At 51.9% G+C, this 26,714-nt stretch carries 24 protein-coding genes and 1 pseudogene; 14 read left to right on the plus strand and 11 right to left on the minus strand.

The features are described 5' to 3' along the window. Positions 1 to 133 precede the first annotated feature (133 nt). Positions 134 to 1,336: a nucleoside permease NupC gene (gene nupC / locus SK39_RS18365; RefSeq protein WP_003028275.1), complete on the minus strand. Its 1,203-nt coding sequence runs from the start codon at positions 1,334 to 1,336 to the stop codon at positions 134 to 136. 272 nt (positions 1,337 to 1,608) lie between these two features. Here nupC and SK39_RS27885 point away from each other — a divergent pair, with 272 nt between their 5' ends. Together SK39_RS27885 and SK39_RS18370 are read left to right on the plus strand one after the other, a co-directional pair. After that, on the plus strand, positions 1,609 to 1,683 hold the full coding sequence (locus tag SK39_RS27885) for a hypothetical protein (RefSeq protein ID WP_418219455.1): 75 nt from the start codon (positions 1,609 to 1,611) through the stop codon (positions 1,681 to 1,683). After that, positions 1,680 to 2,918, plus strand: a complete 1,239-nt coding sequence (locus tag SK39_RS18370; protein ID WP_003028272.1) for an Nramp family divalent metal transporter — start codon at positions 1,680 to 1,682, stop codon at positions 2,916 to 2,918. The genes SK39_RS27885 and SK39_RS18370 overlap by 4 nt, the downstream gene beginning before the upstream one ends. 32 nt (positions 2,919 to 2,950) lie before the next feature. On the opposite strand, the gene ypeC is transcribed toward SK39_RS18370, so the two are convergent. Both ypeC and mgrA read right to left on the minus strand, forming a co-directional pair. Continuing rightward, positions 2,951 to 3,283, minus strand: coding sequence for a DUF2502 domain-containing protein YpeC (ypeC, locus tag SK39_RS18375; RefSeq protein WP_003839243.1), 333 nt, complete (start codon positions 3,281 to 3,283; stop codon positions 2,951 to 2,953). A 137-nt stretch (positions 3,284 to 3,420) separates the two neighbouring features. Continuing rightward, positions 3,421 to 4,410, minus strand: a complete 990-nt coding sequence (gene mgrA, locus SK39_RS18380) for an L-glyceraldehyde 3-phosphate reductase (protein ID WP_048217292.1) — start codon at positions 4,408 to 4,410, stop codon at positions 3,421 to 3,423. Between the two features lie 181 nt (positions 4,411 to 4,591). Between mgrA and SK39_RS18385 the strand changes: the two genes are divergently transcribed. Continuing rightward, on the plus strand, positions 4,592 to 6,244 hold the full coding sequence (locus tag SK39_RS18385) for an alpha-keto acid decarboxylase family protein (protein WP_046670122.1): 1,653 nt from the start codon (positions 4,592 to 4,594) through the stop codon (positions 6,242 to 6,244). On the opposite strand, the pseudogene SK39_RS18390 reads toward SK39_RS18385, so the two are convergent. Continuing rightward, positions 6,245 to 7,480 (minus strand): annotated as a pseudogene (locus tag SK39_RS18390) (ion channel protein). Between the two features lie 204 nt (positions 7,481 to 7,684). Between SK39_RS18390 and glk the strand changes: the two are divergent. The 6 genes from glk (at position 7,685) to ptsP (ending at position 15,098) form a co-directional block, all read left to right on the plus strand. Beyond that, positions 7,685 to 8,650, plus strand: a complete 966-nt coding sequence (gene glk, locus SK39_RS18395; RefSeq protein ID WP_003028256.1) for a glucokinase — start codon at positions 7,685 to 7,687, stop codon at positions 8,648 to 8,650. A 191-nt stretch (positions 8,651 to 8,841) separates the two neighbouring features. Then, positions 8,842 to 9,168: a PTS fructose transporter subunit IIB gene (locus SK39_RS18400; RefSeq protein ID WP_003028254.1), complete on the plus strand. Its 327-nt coding sequence runs from the start codon at positions 8,842 to 8,844 to the stop codon at positions 9,166 to 9,168. Positions 9,169 to 9,188: 20 nt separating this feature from the next. Continuing rightward, positions 9,189 to 10,436, plus strand: coding sequence for a PTS fructose transporter subunit IIC (locus SK39_RS18405; protein WP_003028252.1), 1,248 nt, complete (start codon positions 9,189 to 9,191; stop codon positions 10,434 to 10,436). Positions 10,437 to 10,453: 17 nt separating this feature from the next. Continuing rightward, positions 10,454 to 11,539 (plus strand): aminopeptidase, encoded by a 1,086-nt coding sequence (ypdF, locus tag SK39_RS18410; RefSeq protein ID WP_032936516.1) that lies wholly within the window; start codon positions 10,454 to 10,456, stop codon positions 11,537 to 11,539. Then, the gene (gene ypdE, locus SK39_RS18415) at positions 11,539 to 12,579 is read left to right on the plus strand and encodes an aminopeptidase (RefSeq protein WP_032936518.1); all 1,041 of its coding nucleotides are present in this window, start codon (positions 11,539 to 11,541) and stop codon (positions 12,577 to 12,579) included. Before ypdF ends, ypdE begins: the two co-directional genes overlap by 1 nt. A 23-nt stretch (positions 12,580 to 12,602) precedes the next feature. Next, positions 12,603 to 15,098, plus strand: coding sequence for a phosphoenolpyruvate--protein phosphotransferase (ptsP, locus tag SK39_RS18420; RefSeq protein WP_048217293.1), 2,496 nt, complete (start codon positions 12,603 to 12,605; stop codon positions 15,096 to 15,098). A gap of 43 nt (positions 15,099 to 15,141) precedes the next feature. Here ptsP and SK39_RS26200 read toward each other — a convergent pair whose 3' ends face one another. Further along, positions 15,142 to 15,321: a hypothetical protein gene (locus SK39_RS26200; RefSeq protein ID WP_071524306.1), complete on the minus strand. Its 180-nt coding sequence runs from the start codon at positions 15,319 to 15,321 to the stop codon at positions 15,142 to 15,144. A gap of 154 nt (positions 15,322 to 15,475) precedes the next feature. On the opposite strand from SK39_RS26200, the gene SK39_RS18425 reads away from it, so the two are divergent. Beyond that, positions 15,476 to 15,859, plus strand: coding sequence for a cupin domain-containing protein (locus tag SK39_RS18425; RefSeq protein WP_032936527.1), 384 nt, complete (start codon positions 15,476 to 15,478; stop codon positions 15,857 to 15,859). Positions 15,860 to 15,896: 37 nt separating this feature from the next. On the opposite strand, the gene SK39_RS18430 is transcribed toward SK39_RS18425, so the two are convergent. The 3 genes from SK39_RS18430 to SK39_RS18440 are packed head-to-tail and all read right to left on the minus strand — an operon-like array spanning position 15,897 to position 19,222. Beyond that, positions 15,897 to 16,760, minus strand: coding sequence for an AraC family transcriptional regulator (locus SK39_RS18430; RefSeq protein ID WP_003839254.1), 864 nt, complete (start codon positions 16,758 to 16,760; stop codon positions 15,897 to 15,899). Positions 16,761 to 16,775: 15 nt separating this feature from the next. Beyond that, positions 16,776 to 17,510 carry a two-component system response regulator YpdB gene (ypdB, locus tag SK39_RS18435; RefSeq protein WP_032936528.1) on the minus strand — a complete coding sequence of 245 codons (735 nt, stop codon included), beginning with the start codon at positions 17,508 to 17,510 and terminating at the stop codon, positions 16,776 to 16,778. 14 nt (positions 17,511 to 17,524) lie between these two features. After that, positions 17,525 to 19,222 (minus strand): sensor histidine kinase, encoded by a 1,698-nt coding sequence (locus SK39_RS18440; protein ID WP_003028239.1) that lies wholly within the window; start codon positions 19,220 to 19,222, stop codon positions 17,525 to 17,527. Positions 19,223 to 19,609: 387 nt separating this feature from the next. Here SK39_RS18440 and alaC point away from each other — a divergent pair, with 387 nt between their 5' ends. Next, on the plus strand, positions 19,610 to 20,848 hold the full coding sequence (gene alaC, locus SK39_RS18445) for an alanine transaminase (RefSeq protein ID WP_003028236.1): 1,239 nt from the start codon (positions 19,610 to 19,612) through the stop codon (positions 20,846 to 20,848). A 65-nt stretch (positions 20,849 to 20,913) separates the two neighbouring features. Here the strand turns inward: alaC and ypdK are convergent, their stop codons facing one another. Next, on the minus strand, positions 20,914 to 20,985 hold the full coding sequence (ypdK, locus tag SK39_RS27180) for a membrane protein YpdK (protein ID WP_010723117.1): 72 nt from the start codon (positions 20,983 to 20,985) through the stop codon (positions 20,914 to 20,916). Between the two features lie 343 nt (positions 20,986 to 21,328). Between ypdK and SK39_RS18450 the strand changes: the two genes are divergently transcribed. Continuing rightward, a complete protein-coding gene (locus tag SK39_RS18450; RefSeq protein ID WP_032936529.1) occupies positions 21,329 to 21,946 on the plus strand; it encodes a lysozyme inhibitor LprI family protein in 618 nt (205 codons plus the stop codon). A 41-nt stretch (positions 21,947 to 21,987) separates the two neighbouring features. Here SK39_RS18450 and lpxP read toward each other — a convergent pair whose 3' ends face one another. Continuing rightward, positions 21,988 to 22,908: a kdo(2)-lipid IV(A) palmitoleoyltransferase gene (lpxP, locus tag SK39_RS18455; protein ID WP_032936530.1), complete on the minus strand. Its 921-nt coding sequence runs from the start codon at positions 22,906 to 22,908 to the stop codon at positions 21,988 to 21,990. Between the two features lie 440 nt (positions 22,909 to 23,348). On the opposite strand from lpxP, the gene SK39_RS18460 reads away from it, so the two are divergent. Further along, on the plus strand, positions 23,349 to 23,591 hold the full coding sequence (locus SK39_RS18460; RefSeq protein ID WP_003028231.1) for a YfdY family protein: 243 nt from the start codon (positions 23,349 to 23,351) through the stop codon (positions 23,589 to 23,591). Between the two features lie 106 nt (positions 23,592 to 23,697). On the opposite strand, the gene pgtP is transcribed toward SK39_RS18460, so the two are convergent. Continuing rightward, on the minus strand, positions 23,698 to 25,089 hold the full coding sequence (gene pgtP / locus SK39_RS18465) for a phosphoglycerate transporter PgtP (protein WP_003028229.1): 1,392 nt from the start codon (positions 25,087 to 25,089) through the stop codon (positions 23,698 to 23,700). A 415-nt stretch (positions 25,090 to 25,504) separates the two neighbouring features. On the opposite strand from pgtP, the gene pgtC reads away from it, so the two are divergent. Next, positions 25,505 to 26,704 carry a phosphoglycerate transport regulator PgtC gene (gene pgtC, locus SK39_RS18470; protein ID WP_103790837.1) on the plus strand — a complete coding sequence of 400 codons (1,200 nt, stop codon included), beginning with the start codon at positions 25,505 to 25,507 and terminating at the stop codon, positions 26,702 to 26,704. The last annotated feature ends 10 nt before the right edge of the window (positions 26,705 to 26,714 follow it).

Consider the following 26,714-nt stretch of genomic DNA (forward strand, 5'->3'; position numbering starts at 1 on the left):
CTCGCTGAAAAGCGGGGGTTTTTTGTTTCTGCATCCTGTCGATTCTTACCGATATCTCCCTGCTCTGCTGAATAGCAGGCATAAAAAAGCCGGGGAAATTCCCCGGCCTTATCACTACGACGTTGTCTTACGCTTACAGCACCAGTGCTGCGATAGATGCAGACAGTACGCTCACCAGCGTAGAGCCGTACACCAGCTTCAGACCAAAGCGGGAAACTACGTTACCTTGCTCTTCGTTCAGGCCTTTAATCGCACCGGCGATAATACCGATAGAAGAGAAGTTAGCGAAGGAGACCAGGAACACAGAGATGATGCCTTCAGCGCGCGGAGAGAGCGTAGAGGCGATTTTCTGCAGGTCCATCATCGCAACGAATTCGTTGGAAACAAGTTTTGTCGCCATGATACTGCCCACCTGCAGCGCTTCGCTGGACGGAACACCCATTACCCATGCAACCGGATAGAAGATGTAACCCAGGATGCCCTGGAAGGAGATGCTGTAGCCAAACCAGCCGGTCACGGTGGCAAACAGGGCGTTCAGGGCAGCAATCAGCGCGATGAAACCAATCAGCATCGCCGCAACGATAATTGCCACTTTGAAACCTGCCAGGATGTATTCACCCAGCATTTCGAAGAAGCTCTGACCTTCATGCAGGTTAGACATCTGGATATTTTCTTCGCTGGCATCAACGCGGTAAGGGTTGATCAGCGACAGCACGATAAAGGTGCTGAACATGTTCAGTACCAGCGCCGCAACAACGTACTTCGGCTCCAGCATGGTCATGTACGCGCCGACGATAGACATGGAAACGGTAGACATCGCCGTTGCAGCCATGGTGTACATACGGTTGCGAGACATTTTGCCGAGAATATCTTTATAGGCGATAAAGTTCTCGGACTGACCCAGGATCAGAGAACTGACGGCGTTGAAGGATTCCAGCTTGCCCATACCGTTCACTTTGGAAAGCAGGTAACCAATTGCGCGGATAATAACCGGCAGCACACGGATATGCTGAAGGATACCGATCAGGGCGGAGATAAAGACGATAGGGCACAGCACTTTCAGGAAGAAAAATGCCAGGCCTTGATCATTCATGCTGCCGAAGACGAAGTTCGTCCCCTCGTTGGCAAAACCGAGCAGTTTTTCGAACATTTCGGAGAAGCCTTTTACGAAGCCCAGGCCGACGTTGGAGTTCAGGAAGAACCACGCCAGTAACACTTCAATAACAAGCAGTTGAATAACATAACGAATGCGAATCTTTTTACGGTCACTGCTTACCAGCAGCGCAAGGATCGCAACAACGGCCAATGCCAATACAAAATGAAGGACGCGGTCCATATTTGCTCCAAATATGAGGCAGGTTTAGTTTTCGTGCACATTCTATGTAACAACCATAAAGAAAACGAGATCAAACACACACTATAATAAGGACCTGTGACGAGATTCAAAATTAGTGATCGGTGATACACTTCCGTTATGCTTTGTATCGAAGTGAAAAGTTATGTCATTGTGCTAATCTATAACAATAATTAAACATTTTACCGTTTTTCCCAGAATCCTTATCGATCCATAGACAAACACTATCAGAGAAATCAACTTCACCCATCAAAATGAATTTGATAATCATTCTCAATAGGCGTAGCTTGAAACATAGCAAAGGCTATGTTTCTGAGGCACTAAAATGACTAACGATCGCGTTGAGAGTAGCAGTGGACGGGCAGCGCGCAAGTTGAAGCTCGCATTAATGGGACCTGCGTTCATCGCAGCGATCGGCTATATCGATCCGGGCAACTTCGCCACCAACATCCAGGCAGGAGCCAGCTTTGGCTATAAACTGTTGTGGGTGGTGGTCTGGGCAAACCTGATGGCGATGCTGATCCAGGTGCTATCGGCAAAGCTTGGCATTGCCACGGGTAAAAATCTGGCGGAACAAATTCGCGATCACTATCCTCGTCCGGTGGTGTGGTTCTACTGGGTGCAGGCCGAAATTATCGCCATGGCGACAGACCTTGCTGAATTCATTGGTGCCGCGATTGGCTTTAAGTTGATCCTCGGCGTGTCGTTATTGCAGGGGGCCGTGCTCACCGGTATCGCGACTTTTTTGATTCTGATGTTGCAGCGCCGCGGGCAAAAACCGCTGGAAAAAGTGATTGGCGGCTTGCTGCTGTTTGTGGCTGCGGCTTACATTGTGGAATTGATCTTTTCCCAGCCGAACTTCGCGCAACTTAGCAAGGGGATGGTTATCCCGAGCCTACCTAATTCCGAAGCGGTGTTCCTCGCCGCTGGCGTGCTCGGCGCGACTATCATGCCGCATGTCATTTATCTGCACTCTTCCTTAACCCAGCATCTGCACGGCGGAACACGTCAACAGCGCTATGCGGCCACGAAATGGGATGTGGCTATCGCCATGACGATTGCCGGATTTGTCAATCTGGCGATGATGGCGACGGCTGCCGCTGCATTTCATTTTAGCGGGCATACCGGTATTGCCGATCTCGATCAAGCCTATCTGACCCTTGAACCGCTGTTGAGTCACGCTGCGGCGACAGTGTTCGGTTTAAGCCTGGTGGCTGCGGGACTTTCTTCTACTGTGGTCGGTACGCTGGCGGGGCAGGTGGTGATGCAAGGGTTTATCCGTTTTCACATTCCGCTTTGGGTTCGCCGTACGGTCACCATGATGCCATCCTTTATTGTGATTCTGATGGGATTAGATCCAACGCGTATTCTGGTGATGAGCCAGGTGTTGCTCAGTTTTGGTATTGCACTGGCGCTGGTGCCGTTGTTGATTTTCACCAGCAACAGTCAGCTGATGGGCGATTTGGTGAATACCCGATGGGTAAAACAGGTAGGCTGGGTGATTGTTGTGCTGGTGGTGACGCTCAATATCTGGCTGTTGGTAGGAACCGCTCTCGGTTTGTAAAAACAAAAGGGCCTGCGGGCCCTTTTGTTACATTAATGATGGTGGCCATGACCTCGGCCCTTTCCGCGACCGCGGTGGTCGTCACGGTCATTCCAGCCTTCACGGTAGCCGCGCTCATAAGCTTTGCGTTTATCCCAACCGCGATGATAGCCATTGTCATGACGCCACCAGCGATTTTTGCGCCACTCATAGTTATGGTGCCAGTAATCCCGGTCGCGCCAGCGGCCGCCATCCCAGTAGTTACCGTAGTTATCGCGATCGCCAATTTGCAATTTTATTGATGGCAGCAGGGTGATTTCGCCGGCGTTCGCGGCCAGCGGTGTAAAAGCCAATAAGACTGCCGCCAGAATCAGTGACCTGAACATGTTTTCTCTCCTTCACGATCGAGCCGTAGCCGGCCTGTTAACGTAATATTACGGGGCAGTAAAGCCCCGTTTCATCGCCTTAACTCTTAAATCGTAAGTGAGAGCACTTTTTGTTAATAAATGTGTCTTTATTTCAATCAACTCAGGATAGCATCAATCTCCGCGCACTCTTCAGACGTAAAGTGACGGTTTGCCAGCATGCCGACAGCGTCTTCAATCTGCGCCGTTTTACTCGCGCCAATCAGCACTGACGTGACTTTGTCATCCCGTAACACCCATGCCAGCGCCATCTGGGAAAGCTTTTGCCCGCGTCGTTCTGCCAGCGCATTCAGCGCCCGCACCTTCTCCAGTTTCTCTGGCGTAATTTGATCCGGGTTCAGGAAACGGCTGCCGCTTGCCGCACGAGAGTCCGCAGGAATGCCGTTCAGGTAGCGGTCGGTTAACTGCCCGCCTGCCAGCGGTGAAAAGGCGATACTGCCGACGCCTTTTTCCTGTAACAACGACAGCAGACCGCCTTCGACCCAACGTTCAAACATGGAATATTTGGGCTGGTGAATAAGGCATGGCGTACCTAAATCGTCGAGTATTTCAATCGCCTGCCTGGCAAGATCTGCTGGATAGTTAGACAACCCGACGTACAGGGCTTTGCCCTGACGGACGATGTGATCCAGTGCGCGCATGGTTTCTTTGAGCGGTGTTTCAGGGTCGGGGCGATGGTGGTAGAAAATATCGACATACTCCAGTCCCAGGCGCTTCAGGCTTTGATCGAGACTGGCAATCAGATATTTGCGTGAACCCCAGTCACCGTAGGGACCTTCCCACATGGTGTAGCCCGCTTTAGTGGAGATAATAAGCTCATCTCGCCACGGTAAAAAATCTTCCTGCAGGATCCGACCAAAATTCCGTTCTGCCGAACCCGGCGGTGGACCATAGTTATTTGCCAGATCAAAATGGTTGATCCCCAGATCGAATGCGCGCTGTAATAATGCCCGACTGTTTTCGACCTGTGTGGTATCGCCAAAATTGTGCCACAAACCCAGCGAGACAATCGGCAGTTTAAGGCCGCTCTGACCGCAGCGGCGGTACTCCATTGTCTGATAACGATTGTCATCTGCGTGATAAACCATGTCACCCCCTTCCACAATGCGTGTGTGTTTCAGTGTATACGGTTACACCGTCTATTCTTCAATGAATTTTTACCGCCAAAACTGTAAATCCTGCTTTCCACCCCTTCACAGCGACTTTCCTGGACAGTCATCACAGTTCTTCGATACTCAACATGAGGTTACCGTCAGAAGGATAGCTGTCATGCAAACCCCGTATTCCGTTGCTGATTATCTGCTGGACAGGCTGGCAGGCTGTGGCGTCGGCCATCTCTTTGGTGTGCCAGGCGATTATAATTTGCAGTTTCTTGACCACGTGATTGAACATCCCAACGTATGTTGGGTCGGGTGTGCGAACGAGTTGAATGCGGCTTATGCGGCAGATGGCTATGCACGGGTCTCTGGGGTAGGGGCGCTGCTCACCACGTTTGGTGTGGGCGAGTTAAGTGCGATTAACGGTATCGCAGGAAGTTATGCGGAATATGTTCCTGTTTTGCATATTGTTGGCGCGCCCTGTCGCGGTGCACAGCGTCGTGGGGAGTTGATGCATCACACGCTGGGTGATGGTGACTTTCAACATTTTTACCGTATGCAGCAGGCGGTGACGACGGCGAGCGCGGTACTGGATGAACAAAACGCCTGTTATGAAATTGACCGCGTGTTGCGAGCAATGCTCATCGAACGCAGACCGGGCTATCTGATGTTACCTGCTGATGTGGCAAAACAGCCCGCCACACCACCGAATGACATCCTGATTGTTCCTCTGAGCGAGCCGGAGAGCAGTGTGGCAGAAGCGTTTCGCTACCATGCCCGTGAACGATTGTTGGACAGCCCGCGCGTCGCGCTGCTCGCGGACTTTCTCGCGCTACGTTTTGGTCTGCAGCCGGTTTTACAGCGCTGGATGGCGGAAACGCCGATGGCCCACGCCACGTTGTTGATGGGCAAAGGGCTGTTCGATGAACGTCATCCGGCGTTTGTTGGCACATACAGTGCCGGAGCCAGTAGCGATTATGTTCGTCTGGCTATCGAAGATGCCGACACGATATTTTGTGTCGGCACACAATTTGTCGACACCCTGACCGCCGGGTTTACGCAACAGCTACCGCAGGAGCGCACCATTGAGGTTCAGCCACATGCCTCACGGATTGGAACCAGCTGGTTTAACATCCCGATGGAGCAGGCGGTCACCACATTGCGGGAGCTGTGTCTGGAAATGTCGTTTTCACTGCCGCCAGAACGTCCGCCAGTTGCGCGCATTCAGGTTGAGAAGGGGCCTCTGACGCAGGAAAACTTCTGGCATACGGTGCAGCAGTATCTGGCGCCTAATGACATTATCCTCGTCGATCAGGGAACCGCCGCCTTTGGCGCGGCTGCGCTCTCATTACCTTGCGGGGCGGAAGTACTGGTTCAACCGTTGTGGGGATCTATTGGCTACGCGCTACCGGCGGCATTCGGCGCGCAAACGGCCTGTCCGGACCGTCGGGTGATCCTGATTATTGGCGATGGCGCGGCGCAGCTCACCATTCAGGAGCTGGGCTCCATGCTCAGAGACGGGCAATCACCCGTTATTTTACTCCTCAACAATGACGGCTATACCGTGGAGCGGGCCATACACGGGGCAAATCAGCGCTATAACGATATCGCCGCCTGGAGCTGGACGTTGGTGCCGCAGGCGTTTAGTCGTGAATGCCAGGCGGAATGCTGGCGGGTGAGGCAGGCGGTACAGCTGGAGGAAGTTTTGGCCAGGCTGTCCCATCCGCAACGATTGTCGTTAATTGAGGTAGTGCTACCGAAAGCCGATCTTCCTGAATTATTGCGCACGGTGACCCGTGCGCTGGAATCTCGCAACGGCGGATAGCTATTTATCAGGGCGTTCAGCGACCATCAACGGCTTGCCTGCCAGCAGCAGCCAGGCGGGCAGCATGACGATGCACAGCAGCGGCAGCAGGGTGGTATCTGGTACCACCACTGCTGCCATAAACAGGCTCAGCCAGGCGTCGCGGGTGACGACCAGCACCAGCCCGAGGATAGAGCAAGAAACCGTGATGGCAGCCGGCACCGCTTCAACATGGGCGTGCAGCATCAGACCCAAGGCGACACCAACGAATACCGCCGGGAATATTCGCCCTCCGCGAAAACCACTCGCTGCCGCAACTACTAACGCCGCCAGCTTAATTACGGCGAGCATGAAATAATCCGATGTCCCCAGCGTTTGGCTAAACGCCATCTGCTGCATTTCGTCCAGTCCCTTAAACAAGGTAAGCGGCCCGCCGATAACACCCAAAATTCCAAGGATAAAACCGCCTGCCCCGAGGATCAGTACCGGGTGTTTTAATCGATGCATTAAATGGTGCAAACGTGGCAGACACCAGACGGCTACCATTCCGGCAGCAATAGCGATTGCGGCAACAACCGCGCCGCTGAGGATATCGATCAAGTGCATCTGCGTGTAGTGCGCGATGGGCAGTGAAAAATGGGGGTGAAAAAACAGGCTGGTGGTTAGCGAACCCGCGGCCGCGGCCATTAACGGCGCGAACAGGCGATCCCACAAGGGCACATCGTTTGAGCTATTCAGCGTTTGCGAAAATATCAGCGCAGCGGCAACGGGGGTGCCAAATAGCGCGCCGATGGTGCCGGCAGAGGCGAGAATGGTCCAGTCCAGTTTCGCAATGCGGGGAAACATGCGGCTACCAAGTGCCACTGCCAGAGCGATATTTACGGTCATGATGGGGTGTTCCGGACCCAGACTGACGCCACCCGCGAGGCCAAGGATTAGCGCTGCCAGCAGGCCCGGTAGTGCTGACGTTGGCACCGGCATACCAATTAACGGTTCACAGGCCGGATCCGGACCTGCGTGACCATGGCTGTAACGGATAACTAACCCGACCATGATCCCCGTGAGCGTCAGCATACCGATAATCCAGACCGGAGAGTCCTAGGCTATACCGATGCTAACAGGCAGACGTTCCCACAAAAACTGCTGTAAAACGGAAGCCACTTTCATCACAACGATCAACACCAGGCTGGACGCTATGCCAATGATTAGCGCTGGGGTTGATAGCAAGAGCATCGTTCTGGCTCGCGGATGGAGCATTTTCTATTCCTTAAAACAGAGTCATAGACATAGTTTGCACAGCCTGCCTGACGACATCGCTGCAAATGGTGCTGAAACGATAAAGTAATTGTGTGATCTGGATCGATTTTCCACGGGCATCAGCCTTCAGACCGTTGTTGTTATGTCCCCATGAATTTACAGTGTGGCAAAGATTTAATCTGACTTTAGCGGAGCAGTGGAAGAATGACAAAATATGCTTTAGTAGGGGATGTTGGCGGCACCAACGCGCGTCTTGCTCTGTGCGATATTGCCAGCGGCGAGATTTCGCAGGCAAAAACCTATTCCGGGCTTGATTACCCCAGTCTGGAAGCCGTGGTGCGCGTGTACCTGGATGAGCATAGCGTCAGCGTCGAAGATGGCTGCATTGCCATTGCCTGTCCGATTACTGGCGACTGGGTGGCAATGACCAACCATACCTGGGCATTCTCTATTGCTGAGATGAAAAAAAATCTGGGCTTTAGCCATCTGGAAATCATCAATGATTTCACCGCCGTGTCGATGGCGATCCCGATGCTGAAAAAAGAGCATTTGATCCAGTTTGGTGGCGCGGAACCTGTTGAAGGTAAACCGATAGCCGTCTATGGCGCAGGAACCGGGCTCGGCGTGGCGCATCTGGTGCATGTGGACAAACGCTGGGTAAGCCTGCCCGGTGAAGGCGGTCATGTAGATTTTGCGCCTAACAGCGAAGAAGAAGGAATTATCCTTGAAGTCCTGCGCGCCGAAATTGGCCATGTTTCCGCAGAACGTGTGCTGTCCGGTCCGGGGCTGGTGAATCTGTATCGCGCCATCGTCAAATCAGACGGGCGGTTGCCGGAAAATCTGCAGCCGAAGGATATCACCGCACGGGCGCTGGAAGATTCCTGCATTGACTGTCGTCGGGCGCTGTCGCTGTTCTGCGTCATTATGGGGCGTTTTGGTGGCGATCTGGCGTTAACCCTTGGGACGTTTGGCGGTGTGTACATCGCCGGTGGTATCGTACCGCGCTTCCTCGACTTCTTTAAGGCTTCAGGCTTCCGCGGTGGTTTTGAAGATAAAGGCCGTTTTAAAGCCTACGTGCAGGATATTCCGGTGTACCTGATTGTGCACGATAATCCTGGACTACTTGGCGCAGGTGCGCATTTGCGTCAGACGCTGGGCCATATTCTTTAATTCTTCAATCAGAAATCTGCAAAACCGCGTAAATCACGCGGTTTTTTTATGCCTGCCGCCCACCTTTCCGACCTTCGTCACACTTCCTGATTGCTGGATTATTTGTCCAGTAAAAGCATTATTTGTCTGATAACGGTTGTTACTTTCCTCGGACCATAATTTCACTCGTTAACTATTACGAGGAAATGATTATGAGTAAAAAATTAATTGCCGTCTGCGCGTGCCCAATGGGGCTGGCCCACACCTTTATGGCAGCTCAGGCGCTGGAAGAAGCCGCGGTTGAAGCCGGTTATGAAGTGAAAATCGAAACCCAGGGTGCTGACGGAATACAAAATCGCCTGACGGCGCAGGATATTGCTGAGGCGACGTTAATCATCCATTCAGTTGCCGTAACTCCAGAAGATAACGAGCGTTTTGAGTCGCGTGATGTCTACGAAATTACGCTACAGGACGCGATAAAAAATGCTGCCGGCATCATTAAAGAGATCGAAGAGATGGTTGCCGCTGAACAACAATAATCATCGACAGGGAATTACATATGGCCATTAAAAAACGCAGTGCAACCGTTGTGCCTGGCGCATCTGGTGCGGCAGCGGCAATAAAAAATCCACCGGCCTCCCGCAATAGCTTCTGGGGCGAACTTCCGCAACATGTGATGTCGGGTATTTCACGCATGGTGCCGACGTTAATTATGGGCGGGGTGATTCTCGCCTTCTCGCAACTGATCGCCTATAGCTGGCTCGATATTCCTGCTGACACTGGCATCATGGATGCGCTGAACAGCGGAAAATTTACCGGTTTTAATCTCTCATTACTGAAGTTTGCCTGGCTGTCGCAATCTTTTGGCGGCGTGCTGTTTGGTTTTGCTATTCCGATGTTTGCTGCGTTTGTCGCCAACTCCATCGGCGGCAAGCTGGCGTTTCCGGCGGGGTTCATTGGCGGGCTGATGTCTACTCAGCCGACACAAATACTGAATTTTGACCCATCAACGCTGCAATGGGTAACCAGTGCTCCGGTTCCGTCAACCTTTATTGGTGCGCTGATTATCTCGATTGTCGCCGGGTATCTGGTGAAGTGGATGAACCAAAAAATCCAGCTGCCTGATTTCCTGCTGGCATTCAAAACCACCTTTTTACTGCCCATTCTCTCCGCCATTTTCGTCATGCTGGCGATGTATTACGTGATAACGCCGTTTGGCGGCTGGATTAACGGCGGGATCCGTACTTTGCTGACGGCGGCTGGCGAGAAAGGCACGCTGATGTACGCGATGGGGATTTCCGCGGCAACGGCGATTGACCTCGGCGGCCCGATTAATAAAGCCGCAGGTTTTGTCGCCTTCAGCTTTACTACCGATCACGTTCTGCCGGTCACCGCGCGCTCTATTGCGATTGTCATTCCGCCGATTGGCCTCGGACTGGCCACGCTTATTGACCGTCGCTTAACCGGCAAACGCCTGTTCAGCGCACAGCTTTACCCGCAGGGGAAAACGGCAATGTTCCTCGCATTTATGGGAATCAGCGAAGGGGCGATCCCGTTTGCACTGGAAAGCCCCATCACCGCAATTCCTTCTTATATGGTTGGCGCCATTGTTGGGTCGACGGCTGCCGTCTGGCTGGGGGCCGTGCAGTGGTTCCCGGAATCCGCTATCTGGGCGTGGCCGCTGGTGACTAACCTCGGCGTCTATATGGCGGGGATCCTGTTAGGTGCGGTGATTACGGCGCTGATGGTGGTGTTCCTTCGCCATCTGATGTATCGCAAAGGCAAGTTGCTGATTGAAAGCCTCTGATTAAAAGGATTGTAACTATGAGCTTACTTGCTTCACTGCGCGACTGGTTAACGGCGCAACAACTCGACGCGATGCTGTTGTCATCACGGCAGAACAAACAGCCGCATATGGGGATCTCCAGCAGTTCAGGGTTTGTGTTTATCAGCCATGAAAGTGCGCATATCCTGGTTGATGCCCGTTACTACACCGATATTGCCACGCGTACTCAGGGCTATCAGATCCATCGGCTCGATGGAGCGCAGACGCTATTTTCGCAGGTGAATCACATTATTGCGCACGAAAAGCTGCAGACGGTGGGATTCGAAGGTGAGCAAGTAAGCTGGGAAACGGCGAACGCGTGGGCGGACAAACTGCGCGCCCGACTGGTGAGCGCCGTACCGGATGTGCTCCGGCAGGTGAAAACGGCGCAGGAAATAGCCTGCATCCGCGAAGCCTGCCGGATAGCTGATCTCAGCGCGGAACATATACGACGCTTTATTCAACCCGGTCTCAGTGAGCGCGAAATTGCCGCTGAACTGGAGTGGTTTATGCGCACGCTCGGCGCAGATAAAGCTTCTTTTGACACCATTGTCGCCAGCGGCTGGCGCGGTGCGCTGCCACACGGCAAAGCCAGCGACAAACGTGTTGAGGCGGGTGAGTTCATCACGCTGGATTTTGGCGCGCTGTATCAGGGTTATTGCTCGGATATGACGCGAACCTTTCGCATCCCCGATGCGAACCAGCCAGCGGAAGAAAGCGCGCTGTTTGCCGTGTACCAGATTGTCCTTGCGGCGCAGCGTGCCGCGGTGGCGGCAATTCGACCAGGTGCGCGATGCAATGAGGTAGACGCCGCAGCCAGGCGGGTCATTACCCAGGCGGGCTATGGCGATGCATTTGGTCACAACACCGGACATGCTATCGGCATTGAAGTGCATGAAAATCCACATTTTTCCCCCGCTGACACAACACCTCTGGTCGCTGGCATGCTGCTCACCGTTGAGCCGGGTATTTATCTGCCGGGGCAGGGGGGGGTGCGTATTGAAGATGTTGTGCTGGTTACGCCTGACGGCGGAGAGGTGCTCTATACCATGGCGAAAACATTGCTACACACGGGAGAGGCGTAATGGATTTATCGTTACTAAAGGCGCTGAGCGAGGCGGACGCGATCGCCTCGTCAGAACAGGAAGTGCGGCAGATCCTGCTTGAGGAGGCGGATCGTCTTAATAAAGAGGTGCGCTTTGATGGTCTGGGATCGGTGCTGATCCGTCTCAATGAATCAACCGGTCCGAAGGCGATGATCTGCGCGCATATGGATGAAGTGGGATTTATCGTGCGTAGTATTTCCAGCGAAGGGGCGATCGATGTATTGCCGGTGGGAAATGTGCGTATGGCGGCCCGACAACTGCAGCCGGTGCGGATCACCACCCGTGAAGAGAGCAAAATTCCCGGTCTGCTCGACGGAGAGCGCTGCGGTAATGAGGTCAATACGCTGCGGGTAGATATTGGCGCGCGATCTTATGATGAGGTACTCCAGGCCGGCGTACGCCCCGGCGATCGCGTCACATTCGACACAACCTTTCAGGTCTTGCCGCACCAGCGAATCATGGGCAAAGCCTTTGATGACCGTCTTGGATGTTATTTGCTGGTGGCGCTACTGCGTGAATGGCATAACGCCATCCTTCCTTGCGAGGTCTGGCTGGTGGCCAGTTCCAGTGAAGAAGTGGGACTGCGCGGAGGACAAACGGCTGCACGCGTTGTCGCACCGGATGTGGCATTTGTGCTGGATACCGCCTGCTGGGCCAAAAACTTTGATTACAGTGTGGCCAACCATCGGCAGCTCGGCAAAGGTCCGATGCTGGTGCTGAGCGATAAATCGCTGATTGCACCGCCAAAGCTGACGGTGTGGGTTGAAAGCGTGGCCGCTGACGCGGGTATTTCCCTGCAGCTCGATATGTTCAGTAACGGCGGCACCGACGGCGGGGCGGTGCACGTAAGCGGCACAGGGATCCCAACGGTTGTCATGGGACCTGCCACACGGTATGGACATTGCGCGGCGTCGATTGCCGACTGCCGGGACATCATCCAGACGCAGCAGCTGTTGTCGGCTCTTATTTCACATCTTACGTGCGAAACCGTGGCTCATCTGACGGATTTCAGGTGCTGATTTCGCGCTAATCAGGAGTTGTTATGCTAACGATTCAATTTCTTTGCCCGTTACCCAATGGTCTGCATGCGCGTCCGGCGTGGGAGCTGAAAGAACAGTGCAGCCAGTGGCAAAGTGAGGTGGTATTTATTAATCATCGCCAGAATGCGCGGGCGGATGCGAAAAGCTCGCTGGCGCTGATAGGTACCGGAACGCTGTTTAACGACAGTTGCAGCCTGACCATTACTGGTCGCGATGAAGAACAGGCCCGGCGAGCGCTGGAGGAGTACCTGCAGCACCGGTTTATTGACAGCGATAGCGTTCAGCCGACCCCGGCGGAACTGGCGGCGCACCCGTTGCCGCGTTCGCTGATTCGCCTCAACCCGGACCTGCTGTACGGCAGCGTGCTGGCAGGGGGCGTGGGAGCAGGTACGCTCACGCTTTGGCAGAGTGATAACCTGGAAAGTTATCGTGAGATTGCGGCGAGTGCGGAAGACAATACCCGGCTGGAGCATAGTCTGGCGACGCTTGCCGAACAGCTCAATCAGCAGCTGCGCGAGCGCGACGGCGAGAGTAAAACCATCCTTAGCGCGCATCTGTCTCTGATTCAGGATGACGAGTTTGCCGGGAATATTCGCCGCTTAATGCTGGAGCAACATCTGGGGCTAGGGGCGGCAATCATTGCCAATATGGAGCTGGTGTGCGACAAGCTGTCGGCCTCCGGTAGTGATTACCTGCGCGAACGCGTTAGTGATATCCGTGATATCAGCGAACAGTTGCTGCACATCACCTGGCCTGAAAGACGACCGCGCAATACGCTGGTGCTGACTAAACCAACGATTCTGGTTGCTGAGGATCTGACGCCCAGCCAGTTTTTAAGCCTCGATTTGCAGCATCTGTCTGGCATGCTCCTGGAGAAAACGGGGCGCACTTCGCATACTCTGATCCTTGCCCGTGCGTCAGCTATTCCGGTACTTAGCGGCTTGCCGCTGGCGGCCATTAACCGGTATTCCGGGCAGCATGCGGTACTGGATGCCCGATGTGGGGTATTAGCCATCAATCCAGACGATGCCGTTCGCGGCTATTACGCGATTGCGCAGAAGCTGGCCGATGAATGCCAGCGGCGGCAGGCGCTTGATGCCGCCCAGCCTGCGTTGACCAAAGATAATCAGCGTATTGATGTTGCAGCGAATATCGGTACCGCGCTGGAAGCGCCGGGAGCGTTTGCCAATGGTGCGGAAGGGATTGGGCTGTTTCGTACTGAAATGCTGTTTATGGACCGCGACAGCGCACCTGATGAGCAGGAACAGTTTGAAGCCTACCAGCAGGTCTTACTGGCCGCGGGCGACAAGCCGGTTATCTTTCGCACCATGGATATCGGCGGCGATAAGAACATCCGCTATCTTAATATTCCGCAGGAAGAGAATCCGTTCCTGGGCTATCGCGCGGTGCGGATTTATCCGGAGTTTGCCGGGCTTTTTCGCACTCAGTTGCGCGCGATTTTACGGGCGGCGACCTTCGGCAATGCGCAACTGATGATCCCGATGGTGCACAGCCTCGACCAGATTTTATGGGTAAAAAGCGAACTGCAAAAAGCGTTGGTGGCGCTGAAAGCGGACGGCTTACGTCATGCTCCGACAATCTCATTGGGGATTATGGTTGAAGTCCCTTCGGTGTGTTACATCATCGACCATTTCTGTGATGAGGTGGATTTCTTCAGTATTGGCTCAAATGACATGACCCAGTATTTGTACGCCGTTGATCGCAATAACCCGCGCGTTTCGCCGCTGTACAACCCGATTACGCCGTCGTTCCTGCGCATGTTGCAGCAGATTGTTCGCGTGGCGCACGAACGCGGTAAATGGGTGGGTATTTGCGGCGAACTGGGCGGTGAAGGACGTTATTTACCGCTGCTTCTGGGCCTCGGGCTGGACGAGCTGAGCATGAGCAGCCCACGTATTCCGGCGGTAAAAAGCCAGCTTCGTCAACTGGACGGTCGGGCATGTCGTGAGCTCGCCATGCAGGCCTGCGAATGCCGTAGCGCTCAGGAGATAGAAGATCTGCTAAACCAGTTTGCACCGCAGAAAGATGTGCGTCCGCTGCTGGCGCTGGAGAACATCTTTGTCGGCGAATCTCTGAGTAACAAAGAGCAGGTGATCCAGTTCCTGTGCGGCAATCTTGGCGTTAATGGACGGACTGAACATCCGTTTGAACTGGAAGAGGATGTCTGGCAGCGCGAAGAGATCGTCACCACCGCCGTCGGCTTCGGTGTGGCTATTCCGCACACGAAATCCCAGTGGATCCGCCATTCCAGCATCAGCATTGCCCGGCTTCTGCAGCCCGTTGACTGGCAGTCTGATATGGGTGATGTGGAACTGGTGATCATGCTGACGCTGGGTGCTGATGAAGGCATAAACCACGTGAAGGTCTTCTCGCAGCTGGCGCGCAAGCTGGTGAACAAGCAGTTCCGCCAGTCGTTGTTTGCCGCTGAAAATGCTGAGAGCATTCTTGCGCTGCTGGAGGCAGAACTGACGTTTTAAGTTTGACAGCAAGAGTGGATAAGCGGGTCAGAAAGGGAAATTATCAATCAGAGAACGGTAGTTTCCCGGCCCTCAACAGAGTCATCTCTTGCTTGCAGAGCAGAACTACCGCCTGGCGACCTTTAACACGGCGGGAGGTCAGGGCTCTTTTCACGGTCCGACGATCCGCACCTGATTCCAGCATCTGAAAACACATCAGGGAGAGTGCACGTCTGTTCTTCATCGTATATTCACTTTATTGAGTAAGCCTGCAGGGTTTAGCTAAAGGCCGTTATTTTACAACGATCCTGGCTGAGATTACGAATCGTACAATAAATGACCGCTGCTGATATAATTTAAGAGCGGCCATGCGCGTAATCAACCTAAGGAGGTGCGCAATGGACAAAGCAGAAGTGAAGTCATTTGGTCTTCCAGACGAAGTTCGTGAGTTCCCTCACGGGCGACTGGAGCTTCTCGATGTGGGAGGTGCAATCGTCGGCCGTGCGGTCCTGGAACCAGGCTGGCGGTGGTCTACGTCAGTTCAACCTATCGCTGGAACGAAGAGTTGCGAAGCCCCTCATTTTCAGTACCACGTTTCCGGTGTGCTGCGGGTAAAAATGGATGATGGCAGCGAATTTGATTGTAAGCCCGGTGAGCTGTCGCGCATTCCTCCAGGCCATGATGCCTGGGTGGTTGGCGATGAATCCGTGGTGATTGTTGATTTCCAGGGAATGGTCAATTGGGCTAAACACACAGGCATCGGCTGTAACGACTCACCATAAAGCAAAGATGCGGCGGCCCTGGCAGGTGTTGACATAATCAACGCGCTGACTGAAAACGCGCGCCGTACTCTCCCGGCGTCAGGCCAAACTGACGCCGGAACAGGCGGCAGAAATAATCACTGTCATGGTATCCACACCGCTGTGCGACTTCGCTAATCGACAGATGGTATTTCTGCAAGATAATGCGCGCCTTCGCCATTCTTACCCACCGCAGATACTCGACGAACCCCATAGTGCCGTGCTGGGCAAACACTTTTGACAGGTGATTGGGTGTGATATTAAAAAACTGCGCCACGCTTTCGCGAGTCAGCGGCTGGGCATAGTTATCCTGTATCCAATTACACATACTATGATAGAGAAATTCAGCGCGTGGGCGCTCAGTGTCTGGGCGGGTATTCACCACGCTACGACACAGATGCAGCAGACTAAGCACCAACGGCTGAATGATATCCTGGGCCTGAGGAGAGCGGCTTAAATGCGTTAATGCGGTGAGCATCGCCTCGCCTTCGCCGCGCTGTGGATGGGGTAACTCAATACGGCGTACCGGACGAAGCAGCGATGCGGTTCGATTATCGTAAAAAGAGAGTCCCAGCCATGCCGGAGAAAAAACCAGGCTCAGCAGCATCACGGGTTTGTCGCCGCCGGGCAGATTGGCCGCTTTCGCCGGGATAAACAGCATGTCGCCTTCTGCCAGGTTATGCTGCTGTTTTTGCAGTTGGTTGCTGTATTCCCCACGTAGCACGATATCAAGGCGCGGAAGATCAATACATAAACTGCCGGTCGGTAACGTGGTGGGCTGGGTTGCGAACCACACGTGCCCCAGACGCTGTGGGTTTAACACCAGGCCACTGAACAGATCGGCGAAAAACTGTTGGTCTGCGGGAAGGCCTGGCTCTTTCATCGCTCTTTCTCTGCGCTATAAGTGCATTAACTGTCTGAACTCTTTCACTTTACTCCGACTAACCGGGATTTCAAATTCCAGATCTTTTAAGCGCAAAATATAGGTATTGTTAAACCAGGGTTCGATCTCGCGGATTTTATTCAGATTCACGCAGAACGAGCGGTGGCAGCGGAAGAAATGCGAAGCCGGCAGTTTGCTGCAAAATTCGGTGATGTTCATCGGCATCACGTACGATTCGCGCCGGGTGTAGACAAACGTCATCTTTTCATGGGCTTCTGCGTAGTAGATGTCGTTGATCGGGGTCACGATGATCCGCTCATCTTTGATCAGGTTGATCGTATCGTTTTCGCGGGCCACCGGACTGGCGGGCGAAGTTCCCGTTTGCTGCTGTTGCCAGGCGGCTTCCAGCTTTTGCAGCATGCTGACAATGCGTGATTCCTGGTACGGCTTCAGAATGTAGTCAAAAGCTTCCAGTTCGAAGGCTTCAACGGCGTGCTCTTTCCACGCGGTAATAAACACAATAAAGGGTTTATGCGCGAACTGGCTGATATTTTGTGCCAGTAATACGCCGTCCAGCGAGGGAATATTAATATCCAGAAAAATGGCGTCAACGCGGTTGTGCTGGAGATATTTCAGCACGTCCAGACCATCGTCAAACGTGCCGACAATCTCCATCTGGCTGTGCTCTTTTATCAGCCAGCTCAGTTCCTGTTGGGCCAGGAATTCATCTTCAACAATGATGACTTTCACGACTTCACTCCTGGTTAAAGCAACAATGTGGCCGGTGCGGCTGCGGGCGAATGCTGATTCGGTACATAAAAGGCAATCTCAGTGCCTGGCTCCAGACGGCGGATATGTAATCCCTCACCGTAGAGCAGCTTAACGCGATGGTGCACATTCAACAGACCAATTTTATTGCCCGGCATTTCATTGGATTCGACCCGTTCAATCACTTTTGGATCGATACCGTGGCCCGTATCCCGCACGGCTATCCGTACCCGGTTACCACACTCCGCCACGCTGATGGTGACCACACCTTTCCCTTTGCAGGGCTGAATCCCATGGACGATAGCGTTTTCTACCAGCGGCTGAATCAGCAGGCTGGGAATATAACAGCTTACCTCTTCATCGATATCATAAATAACCGTTAGTTTGTCGCCAAAACGCGCTTGTTCGATGGCGATGTAATCCTTGATTTGATACAGCTCTTTTTTGATGTCGATCTGCTCATCGTCTTTTAATTCGATATTGTAGCGAAGATAACGCGACAAATTAAAAATGAGCTGGCGTGCGGTGTCCGGGTTAAGTCGCACCGACGACGAAATTGCGTTCAGGGCGTTAAACAGGAAATGAGGATTTATTTTACTTTGTAGTGCGCGTAGCTCTGCCTTATTTGCCATTTCACGTAGCTGTTCCGCCCGGGAAACTTCAAGCTGAGTCGAGATAATTTGCGACAGGCCAATAGCCATTTCCTGCAGCGAGGAGGTTATCTGGTGGGCGTGACAGTAGTAGATTTTTAGCGTACCGGTGACAACGCCTTTCTCCCACAGCGGGATCACCAGCATGGAATGTATTTCCGGTGTGCGATGCGCTTCATCATTGTTTTTAATGATGATTTTTCCGTAATTGATCGCCTGCTGAGTGGTAGGACTGACGAAATCATCGTTATCACGGTAGTTAAGTTCCCCCACGCCAACGTAGGCCAGAACGTGCTGGGTATTGGTAATTGCGACGGCGTCCGCATGGATGTCATGGCGAATAATTTCGCATACCTGGCGGAGCGACTCGCTGTTAACCTGCCGAAAAAGCGGCAAGGTTTTGTTGGCAATATCCAGCGCCAGCTTGGCCTGCTTTGCGGCGCTGGCCTCTTTCTCGCCCTCCACGCTTTGCACTAGCATGACGATAAAGCCAATGCAGACGCTGCCCAGGATCATTGGGATACCGATTTTTGAGACAATATCCAGTCCCAGTGCGGTAGAGGGGGCCCAGACGACGACGAGGATCATCGTCAGGGATTCGCACAGCATTCCGCCTAAAATGCCAGCTCGCCAGTGCTGCGCTTTAGGGATCTTACGGTTGATCCACCCGGCAATACAGCCTGCCAGAATACTGGTGATAAAACAGGGCAGGGCGGTGACGCCGCCGATGTCGATCAGATAGCGGTGGGTACCCGCGATGAGGCCTGTAATGATACCGACCCACGGACCAAACAGAATCCCCCCTGACATGACCGCGATAATACGCACGTTAACCAGTGAGCCTTCAACCGGTACGCCGGACCAGGTACTGAACAGGGCAAACATTGAGAAAATCGCGGTAACGGCGAGCAGCTCTTTTGGGGAGTGGGCTGATTTGTGCAACAGTTCGCGGAACAGGCGGATACGAATCAGGAAAAACAGACAGAACAGCATCAGTGCTGCCCGGTCAAATACCGCCAGCAGCATATTGAATATTTCGTGCACGGGTGACTCTTGCGCAAGGGTTAAACCTCTATGATAGGTAACCTGGGCCAGGATGACCAGTGCCCACGCAGCCTGTGCCTAATGAGGAAAAACCATAATATTAAAAGGGGATTGTTGCATGATTGTTGTATTTACAATACCTGTCCTGTCAGCGCTGTGTTCAAGGTAATGTATTTAACAACAAAATGTTAAATGATGGTAATTTTAAGCGGGTTGTGAAAATGAATATTTCCTCATTTTACTATGTTGTTCCTCTTTTTTGTCAGGAAAAAATATTTTGTTTTGCCTCTCGACAGAAGGAAATTATTCAGGCTATTTTCTAAACGTGCCACCATCGTGGCAGCGTCGCTCGGACGGTCCGGGCGCTAACGTTAATCTGAGGATATTATGGCTGACTCCCGCCCTGAACGTCGCTTTACGCGTATTGATCGCCTTCCCCCGTACGTTTTTAACATCACGGCTGAACTGAAGATGGCTGCGCGTCGGCGCGGCGAAGATATTATCGACTTCAGCATGGGGAACCCGGATGGGGCCACGCCTCCTCACATTGTTGAAAAACTGTGTACCGTGGCGCAGCGCCCGGATACGCACGGTTATTCCACCTCTCGCGGTATTCCGCGTCTGCGTCGGGCGATTTCCCGCTGGTACCAGGAACGCTATGACGTTGAGATCGATCCTGAATCCGAAGCCATTGTGACCATCGGTTCCAAAGAGGGACTTGCGCACCTGATGCTGGCAACGCTCGATCACGGTGATACGGTCCTCGTACCCAACCCAAGTTATCCCATCCATATTTATGGCGCGGTGATTGCCGGCGCGCAGGTACGATCTGTGCCGCTGGTCGAAGGCGTCGATTTCTTTAATGAGCTGGAGCGCGCGATTCGCGAAAGCTATCCGAAACCGAAGATGATGATCTTAGGTTTCCCGTCGAACCCGACGGCACAATGCGTCGAGCTGGAGTTTTTCGAAAAAGTTGTGGCTCTGGCTAAACGCTATGACGTGCTGGTGGTTCACGACCTGGCCTACGCTGATATTGTTTATGACGGCTGGAAAGCGCCGTCGATTATGCAGGTACCGGGCGCTCGCGATGTCGCAGTTGAATTTTTCACCCTGTCGAAAAGCTACAACATGGCGGGCTGGCGTATCGGTTTTATGGTGGGCAATAAAACGTTGGTAAACGCGCTGGCGCGAATTAAGAGCTATCACGATTACGGAACCTTTACACCGTTACAGGTTGCGGCCATCGCCGCGCTGGAAGGCGATCAGCAGTGCGTGCGAGATATTGCAGAGCAATATAAACGTCGTCGTGATGTGCTGGTCAAAGGGCTGCATGAAGCTGGCTGGATGGTCGAGGTGCCAAAAGCCTCGATGTACGTTTGGGCGAAAATTCCAGAGCAATACGCCGGGATGGGGTCACTTGAGTTTGCCAAGAAACTGCTGAACGAAGCGAAGGTATGCGTTTCACCGGGGATTGGGTTTGGTGATTATGGTGATACGCATGTGCGTTTTGCGTTGATTGAAAACCGTGACCGTACCCGCCAGGCTATTCGCGGTATCAAAGCAATGTTCCGCGCAGATGGCCTGTTACCGACCAGTGCAAAATCGACTTCTGAAAGTACCGACTGACAGAATGTTCCCCCAAAATGCAAACAGGAGCCTTATGGCTCCTGTTTTTTGCTGCGTCTTTTAATTTAGATCATCAGGGCGAAAGTACCGGCCCAAACGATGACCATAAAAGAAATGCCCATAAAGAAATATTTCACTTTTCATCTCTCCGCATACCTTGGGTATGTCTAAATGAACATATGCTTACCTGACAGAGAGCTGATGCACGCATAAACGAAATGGAGAATTCCCCTCGTTTACTTGGCTGCATCACCTCAGAATTCTGAGCTTTAATGCTCCAGACGGCGCTAATGTACGCCTAAAAATGAGGTGAGACAAGAGGCATTTTTTTATTTAATTTTAATAACTTACAAGTGTCGTGATTCGGCGACAGTTTAATTTCTCTCGGTAATAAATTGCTATTGAGCGACGGAATGCTTACTCGGATAGTTCTCATATCGCCATGATGTTAATGCGGTTAATTTTTCGCGGAATTTAATAATGAAAAGGTTAAAAATGACCAGGTTAATGATGTTAGCACTCGCTCTTACGCCGTTGACGTCGATGGCGGCTTCGCCGCTGGCGTTCAATTTCAGCTGCGCAAGTATTGGTGGTGTGAATAGTGATGGTAAAGGCAATGTCTGGATCGATGGCGCGAAGGCGACGGTTAAGGCTTTCGATGAAAACTATTGGGAGGCGACAAGTGGTAAAAATACCGTTTCTATCTCCCGCAAAGATGACGGAAATCCGGACGTATCCTGGACTGGACCTAATCGTAAGCACGGGGTTTGCCTGCCGGAGGACAATATTGATTACTCTCCAGCGAAAAAATCGACCAACGCTGGTCCGTCTTACTCCTGCTCTGCTGTTCAAAAGGGAAGTGCGGAAGATATTATTTGCCAGAGCCCATCGCTCTCTGCAATGGATCTGAAATTGAACGAAATTTTTAAACAGGCACTGGCTAAATCGAAGAATGATCCGATGTTAAAAGCAGAGCAGCGCGGTTGGATCAAAGGACGCAACGAGTGCTGGAAGGAGAAGGATGATGAGCCAGCCTGCATTGCCCGAAGCTATAGCGAACGAATGACTGAACTCCACAATAAATGGGGCGTGAAGTAATTCAGCCGTAGAAAAAAAGAAAGGCCTTGCGGCCTTTCTTTTCAGATATACAACGAGGCTTCACCCATCGGGCGCGTTTTGAAGCGACGGTGGATCCAGAGATACTGCTCGGGCGCGCGCATGATCTCTTTTTCGATAATTTTATTCATATAGGCCGCTGCCTGGCACTCATCAGCCGGGTAACCTTCCATTTCAGGCGTGATGAACAGGCGATAACCAGAGTTATCTGCTTTTCTCACCATGGTTACGGTCAGCATCGCTGCACCCGACAAACGCGACAGCACGTAGGTACCGTTGGTGGTTGCCACATCTTTGACGGCAAAGAAGGGGGCAAACGAGCTTCCTTTACGACCGTAGTCCTGATCGGGGGCAAACCATACGGCTTCTCCTTTTTTCAGAGCGCCGACAATACCACGCAGATTATTTCTGCCGATCATCGCCTTGTTGGAGCGCATACGACCGCGGGTTTGGATCCACTCCATCAACTTATTGTTGTGCGGGCGATAGGTCGCCATCATTGGCTGACAAAGCCCCATTACGCGGCCACCCAACTCGAGCGACATAAAGTGTACGCCTACAACCATCACGCCACGATTTTGCAACTGGGCGCGTTTCAGGTTGTCCAGTCCTTCTACATCAAACCATTTACGCACCCGACGGTCCGGCCAGAACCAGGCCATACCTGTTTCAAGTAGCCCCATGCCGAGTGAACGGAAATTCTCATCGACCAGTTTGTCTCTTTCTTCCTGCAACAAATTTGGGAAACAGAGTTCGAGATTTTTACGTGCAATAGATTCACGGCGTTTTAAAAATGGACGAGCCAGCGTTCCTGTACGGGTACCAAGAAAACACAATACGGGATAGGGAAGCTGTACCAGTAACCAGAGCACTCCAACACCAAACCACGTGAGCCAGTAGCGCGGATGCAAAAACGCGCGTGAAAATTTACATTGGGGGAACATAAGCACCTGTTGTTGATACGAAATAGATGTATCGCGAAGATTCTTTGTCTTTCGCTTTACTCTCTGTACTGATCGTTAGGCCGCCATGAACGACATTGGTTCCTGTAAAGAGTGTAAAACTGAGTCAGGACAAAACCACGAGGGGGCATGAATGATCGGACGCACAATGTACACCCGAAAATTAATGTCAGCCAGAAATAATTACTCAAGATTCGTAAATGTTTTTAAGGCGATTAAGAACAAAAATTAACCTATATATAATCCGTTGTTTTTATGCAGATTAAATAAATGTCTGCCCGAGAGAGTAATAGTATGCAGGTGAAGGATTTTTGTAACTAAGATGTTGCTGAAATTGCACGAGGATAGGAATTGTCTTAGAATATAAAGTTAAGGGAGTGTAAGGACTTACGTTAAGTTTACGGCAAACAGGAGGTATCGCTATGCTCTATTTCTGGATCTTTCTCGCTCTGAGCATTTTGTGCGTCAGTTGCTATATCTGGCAGGTTATGGGCGCTGCGGCGTCAATCAGCGCTTTTCTCGGCATGGCCATCCTTACGGCATTAATTTACTTTTTTACTATGCGATTGACCAACGGTAACGAAATGGTAACCGGGTTATTCCTGTTTCTTGCTCCTGCTTGCGGTTTGATTATTCGCTTTATGGTGGGTTACGGTAAGCAATAATTTGGAATGTTACGTTTAGCAATAAATTATCACGTTGAGCTTTTTTATTTATCTGAGTTATTGAAGTGCCAGCATCGCTGGCACTTTTTTGTGAGAGCGAAATGAATTACCGGGCATCCGCCAACTGGAGTGAGGCTTCCTCTTGCTGAGCATTTTTTCGCTGCTGTTCGAGCTCCAGCGCGCCACGATGAGAGAGGTAGCAAAACAGGATGCAGCAGACAATCCCACCCATCAACAGATAGAATCCGCCATGCCATCCCATTTTGTCGACCATTACGCCAAACAGGCTGGTTCCCAGCGACGCGCCAAAAATGTAGCTCATAAATCCGCGTAAACCTACCGCTGACCCCACTGCGAAGCTGGGGACGATTTCCATCGTCTGAACAGAAGCGAGGAACTGTGGAACATAGATCAGGCAACCCACAATGGCGGCAAAAATAGTGACCATCAGCAGGGATTCACTTTTCCAGTAGCCGATCAAACAGACGAAAATCAGCGCCATACAAATCATGGCCAGCGGCATGCGACGGCCTTTAAACAGTTTATCGGTAAGCCAACCCGCCAGTAATGTGGAAGGGATTGCCGCCCATTCAAAAAACAGAAAAGCGATGCTCATTTGCTCTTTCGAAAAATGTTTTTCGGTTAACAGATAAATAGGCAACCAGCTAATCATGCCAAAACGCACCATATAGACGAAGACATCTACCAGTGAAACATACCAGGCATTCTTATTACGCAGCACATAAGTGCAGAAGATCTGGAAGGCACTCATATTTTCTGGCGCCTGGACAGCGTGTCGGGAATTTAATACGACTTTTTCTTCCGGCATCATTTGTTCCAGAGCCGGTAAGCCTTCCTGGCGTGGTGAACCTTTCCCCAGCATTAGCACAATAAAAGCGAACAGGACGGCCACACCGGCCGGAACAATATAGCTGGCACTTTGCCAGTGCTCGCTCCCCAAAATGGCAAAGGCGGCACCCACGATCGGGGCAACAATACCACCGCCAACATTGTGAGAGATATTCCAGAATGCGCCAACGCGTCCACGTTCTTTACGCGGAAACCAGTTGGCAATGGTAATAAATGAAGGGCCAACGCCCATACCCTGGAACAAACCATTGAAAACGACCAGAGCGGCAAAAATCCAGAATCCGGTACTGAATCCTAAACCGACGTTTACAATGGCGCACAGAATCAGGCCGCATGCCATAAAGACCTTAGGGCTGGCCTTGTCTGCCAGGCTGCTCATAATGCCTTTACTGATCCCATAAGCAATAAGCATGCAGCTGCTGAGTAGACCAATTTGTGTGGCACTGAGATCCAGATGTTCCTTCAGGTACGGTGTTGAGAGCGTGAAGTTATTGCGCACAATATAGTACGCAAGATAGCCAAGAAATACGCTGAGTAATGCCTGAATGCGGTATCGGCCATAAGTTTCCTGGACTTTCTCCGCCGGGACTTTATTTGCCGCTGGCCCTGCTTTAAATATTGATAACATATCATCACCTAAATTTATATTGATGTGAATATCAGGATTTTTCGCAGTGAAGAGTGAAATAGACGGCAGAGAAACTCAAGTTGATGAAATGAGTCACTATTGACACAATTTGTGGATTGCGTGGCTGATTTTGACTCTTTTTAAATAATGGATTTTAAATTCTATTCTTTTACGGACGTTTTTATCATCAGCGTGTGCGGATATTAACAAATTCAGGCTGCATTTTCGGGTATTCTTTACCGATGCCGTCACTTTCCGTTTGGTTATTCTACGAATAACCTTATTCTTCACTCTGGCAGTGATAAACGGGTAAGTTTTGTCTCAATATTATTTTTTGCACATGTTGGTATTTATGAACGGGATCACAAACAGACTTTTGGACCGGGGGCGTTGTTGGGCGGTCTCGCTCTGTTTTATGTCGCTGTCGGTGAGTTGTCTGGCGCAGGGTAAAGAGCTGGTAATGGCAACAACCTTTTCACCGGGGGCAACGGCCTGGATTATTCAGCGTTGGCAGACGGAACCGGGGTCGGTGATGATTCGCACATTAAACCGGACCAGCAGTTCACTGGAACAACTGCTTGATACTGCCAATGCGGAGAACGTCGATTTGATTTTGACCTCGTCGCCCATGCTGTTGCAGCATCTTCAGGAGCATCAGAAGCTGGCGCCCTTCGATAATGTGCTGCCGGAAAGCCAGCGGCTGGTGCCGGACTCGATTCGTTCTACCTCCGTGGCTGTTGCGATATCTGGTTTTGGCCTATTGATTAACCGTTCTGCGCTGGCGGCGCGTCATTTGTCGCCTCCTGCTGACTGGGGGGATTTAACGCATCCTAAATATCAGAACGCTTTGTTAATGAGTAGCCCGTCGCGTTCCGATACCAACCATCTGATGGTTGAGTCGTTGCTACAGCAAAAAGGGTGGGAAGAGGGCTGGGCGACATTACTGGCGAGTGCTGGAAATCTGGTGACGATTTCATCACGCAGTTTTGGCGTAGCCGACAAAATTAAGAGCGGCCTTGGCGTTGCGGGGCCGGTCATTGATAATTATGCTAACTTGTTGCTTAACGATCCTCACCTGGCGTTTACCTATTTTCCACGCTCGGCAGTATCGCCAACCTATGTTGCTGTTCTCAATAACAGCCAGCACCCCAATGAAGCGCGTCGTTTTATCCGCTATTTGTTAAGCCCGGAGGGACAGCGGATCCTTGCGGATGCTAATACGGGGAAATACCCGGTAACGCAGCTCGCATCTGATAATCCCCGCGCTGCTCAGCAGGCTATTTTAATGAACCAGCCTGCGCTTAATTATCGGCTGATCCTTAAGCGGCAACAGTTGGTGCAGCGGATGTTTGATACCGCAATCAGTTTTCGTCTTGCGCAACTAAAGGATGCATGGCGGGCGCTATACAGTGCGGAAGCTCGCCTGAAACGCCCGCTACCCGAAATCAGAGCCTTACTGACCAGCGTTCCGATAGATGCCAAAAGTAGTGAAGATGAAGCCTGGCTTGCGCAGTTTGATAATAAAAGCGTTGCCGAACAGCAGATGATGGAGTGGCAGCTCTGGTTTCTTAAAAATCAGCGTCAGGCGATATCAAAACTGGAAGAATTAAAATGAAAGGGGGATC

Source organism: Citrobacter sp. BIDMC107 (assembly GCF_001037575.1).
GTDB lineage: Bacteria > Pseudomonadota > Gammaproteobacteria > Enterobacterales > Enterobacteriaceae > Citrobacter > Citrobacter freundii.

Bases quoted from the DNA above. Each gene is read 5' to 3' on its own strand.
- SK39_RS18460 (WP_003028231.1), top strand. From the start codon at position 23,349: ATGCTCTATTTCTGGATCTTTCTCGCTCTGAGCATTTTGTGCGTCAGT.
- alaC (WP_003028236.1), top strand. From the start codon at position 19,610: ATGGCTGACTCCCGCCCTGAACGTCGCTTTACGCGTATTGATCGCCTT.
- nupC (WP_003028275.1), bottom strand. From the start codon at position 1,336: ATGGACCGCGTCCTTCATTTTGTATTGGCATTGGCCGTTGTTGCGATC.
- SK39_RS26200 (WP_071524306.1), bottom strand. From the start codon at position 15,321: ATGAAGAACAGACGTGCACTCTCCCTGATGTGTTTTCAGATGCTGGAA.
- pgtP (WP_003028229.1), bottom strand. From the start codon at position 25,089: ATGTTATCAATATTTAAAGCAGGGCCAGCGGCAAATAAAGTCCCGGCG.
- mgrA (WP_048217292.1), bottom strand. From the start codon at position 4,410: ATGGTTTATCACGCAGATGACAATCGTTATCAGACAATGGAGTACCGC.
- ypdE (WP_032936518.1), top strand. From the start codon at position 11,539: ATGGATTTATCGTTACTAAAGGCGCTGAGCGAGGCGGACGCGATCGCC.
- SK39_RS18405 (WP_003028252.1), top strand. From the start codon at position 9,189: ATGGCCATTAAAAAACGCAGTGCAACCGTTGTGCCTGGCGCATCTGGT.
- ypdF (WP_032936516.1), top strand. From the start codon at position 10,454: ATGAGCTTACTTGCTTCACTGCGCGACTGGTTAACGGCGCAACAACTC.
- pgtC (WP_103790837.1), top strand. From the start codon at position 25,505: ATGTCGCTGTCGGTGAGTTGTCTGGCGCAGGGTAAAGAGCTGGTAATG.
- SK39_RS18450 (WP_032936529.1), top strand. From the start codon at position 21,329: ATGAAAAGGTTAAAAATGACCAGGTTAATGATGTTAGCACTCGCTCTT.
- SK39_RS18370 (WP_003028272.1), top strand. From the start codon at position 1,680: ATGACTAACGATCGCGTTGAGAGTAGCAGTGGACGGGCAGCGCGCAAG.
- SK39_RS18425 (WP_032936527.1), top strand. From the start codon at position 15,476: ATGGACAAAGCAGAAGTGAAGTCATTTGGTCTTCCAGACGAAGTTCGT.
- ptsP (WP_048217293.1), top strand. From the start codon at position 12,603: ATGCTAACGATTCAATTTCTTTGCCCGTTACCCAATGGTCTGCATGCG.
- SK39_RS18385 (WP_046670122.1), top strand. From the start codon at position 4,592: ATGCAAACCCCGTATTCCGTTGCTGATTATCTGCTGGACAGGCTGGCA.
- SK39_RS18400 (WP_003028254.1), top strand. From the start codon at position 8,842: ATGAGTAAAAAATTAATTGCCGTCTGCGCGTGCCCAATGGGGCTGGCC.
- glk (WP_003028256.1), top strand. From the start codon at position 7,685: ATGACAAAATATGCTTTAGTAGGGGATGTTGGCGGCACCAACGCGCGT.
- lpxP (WP_032936530.1), bottom strand. From the start codon at position 22,908: ATGTTCCCCCAATGTAAATTTTCACGCGCGTTTTTGCATCCGCGCTAC.
- ypeC (WP_003839243.1), bottom strand. From the start codon at position 3,283: ATGTTCAGGTCACTGATTCTGGCGGCAGTCTTATTGGCTTTTACACCG.
- SK39_RS18430 (WP_003839254.1), bottom strand. From the start codon at position 16,760: ATGAAAGAGCCAGGCCTTCCCGCAGACCAACAGTTTTTCGCCGATCTG.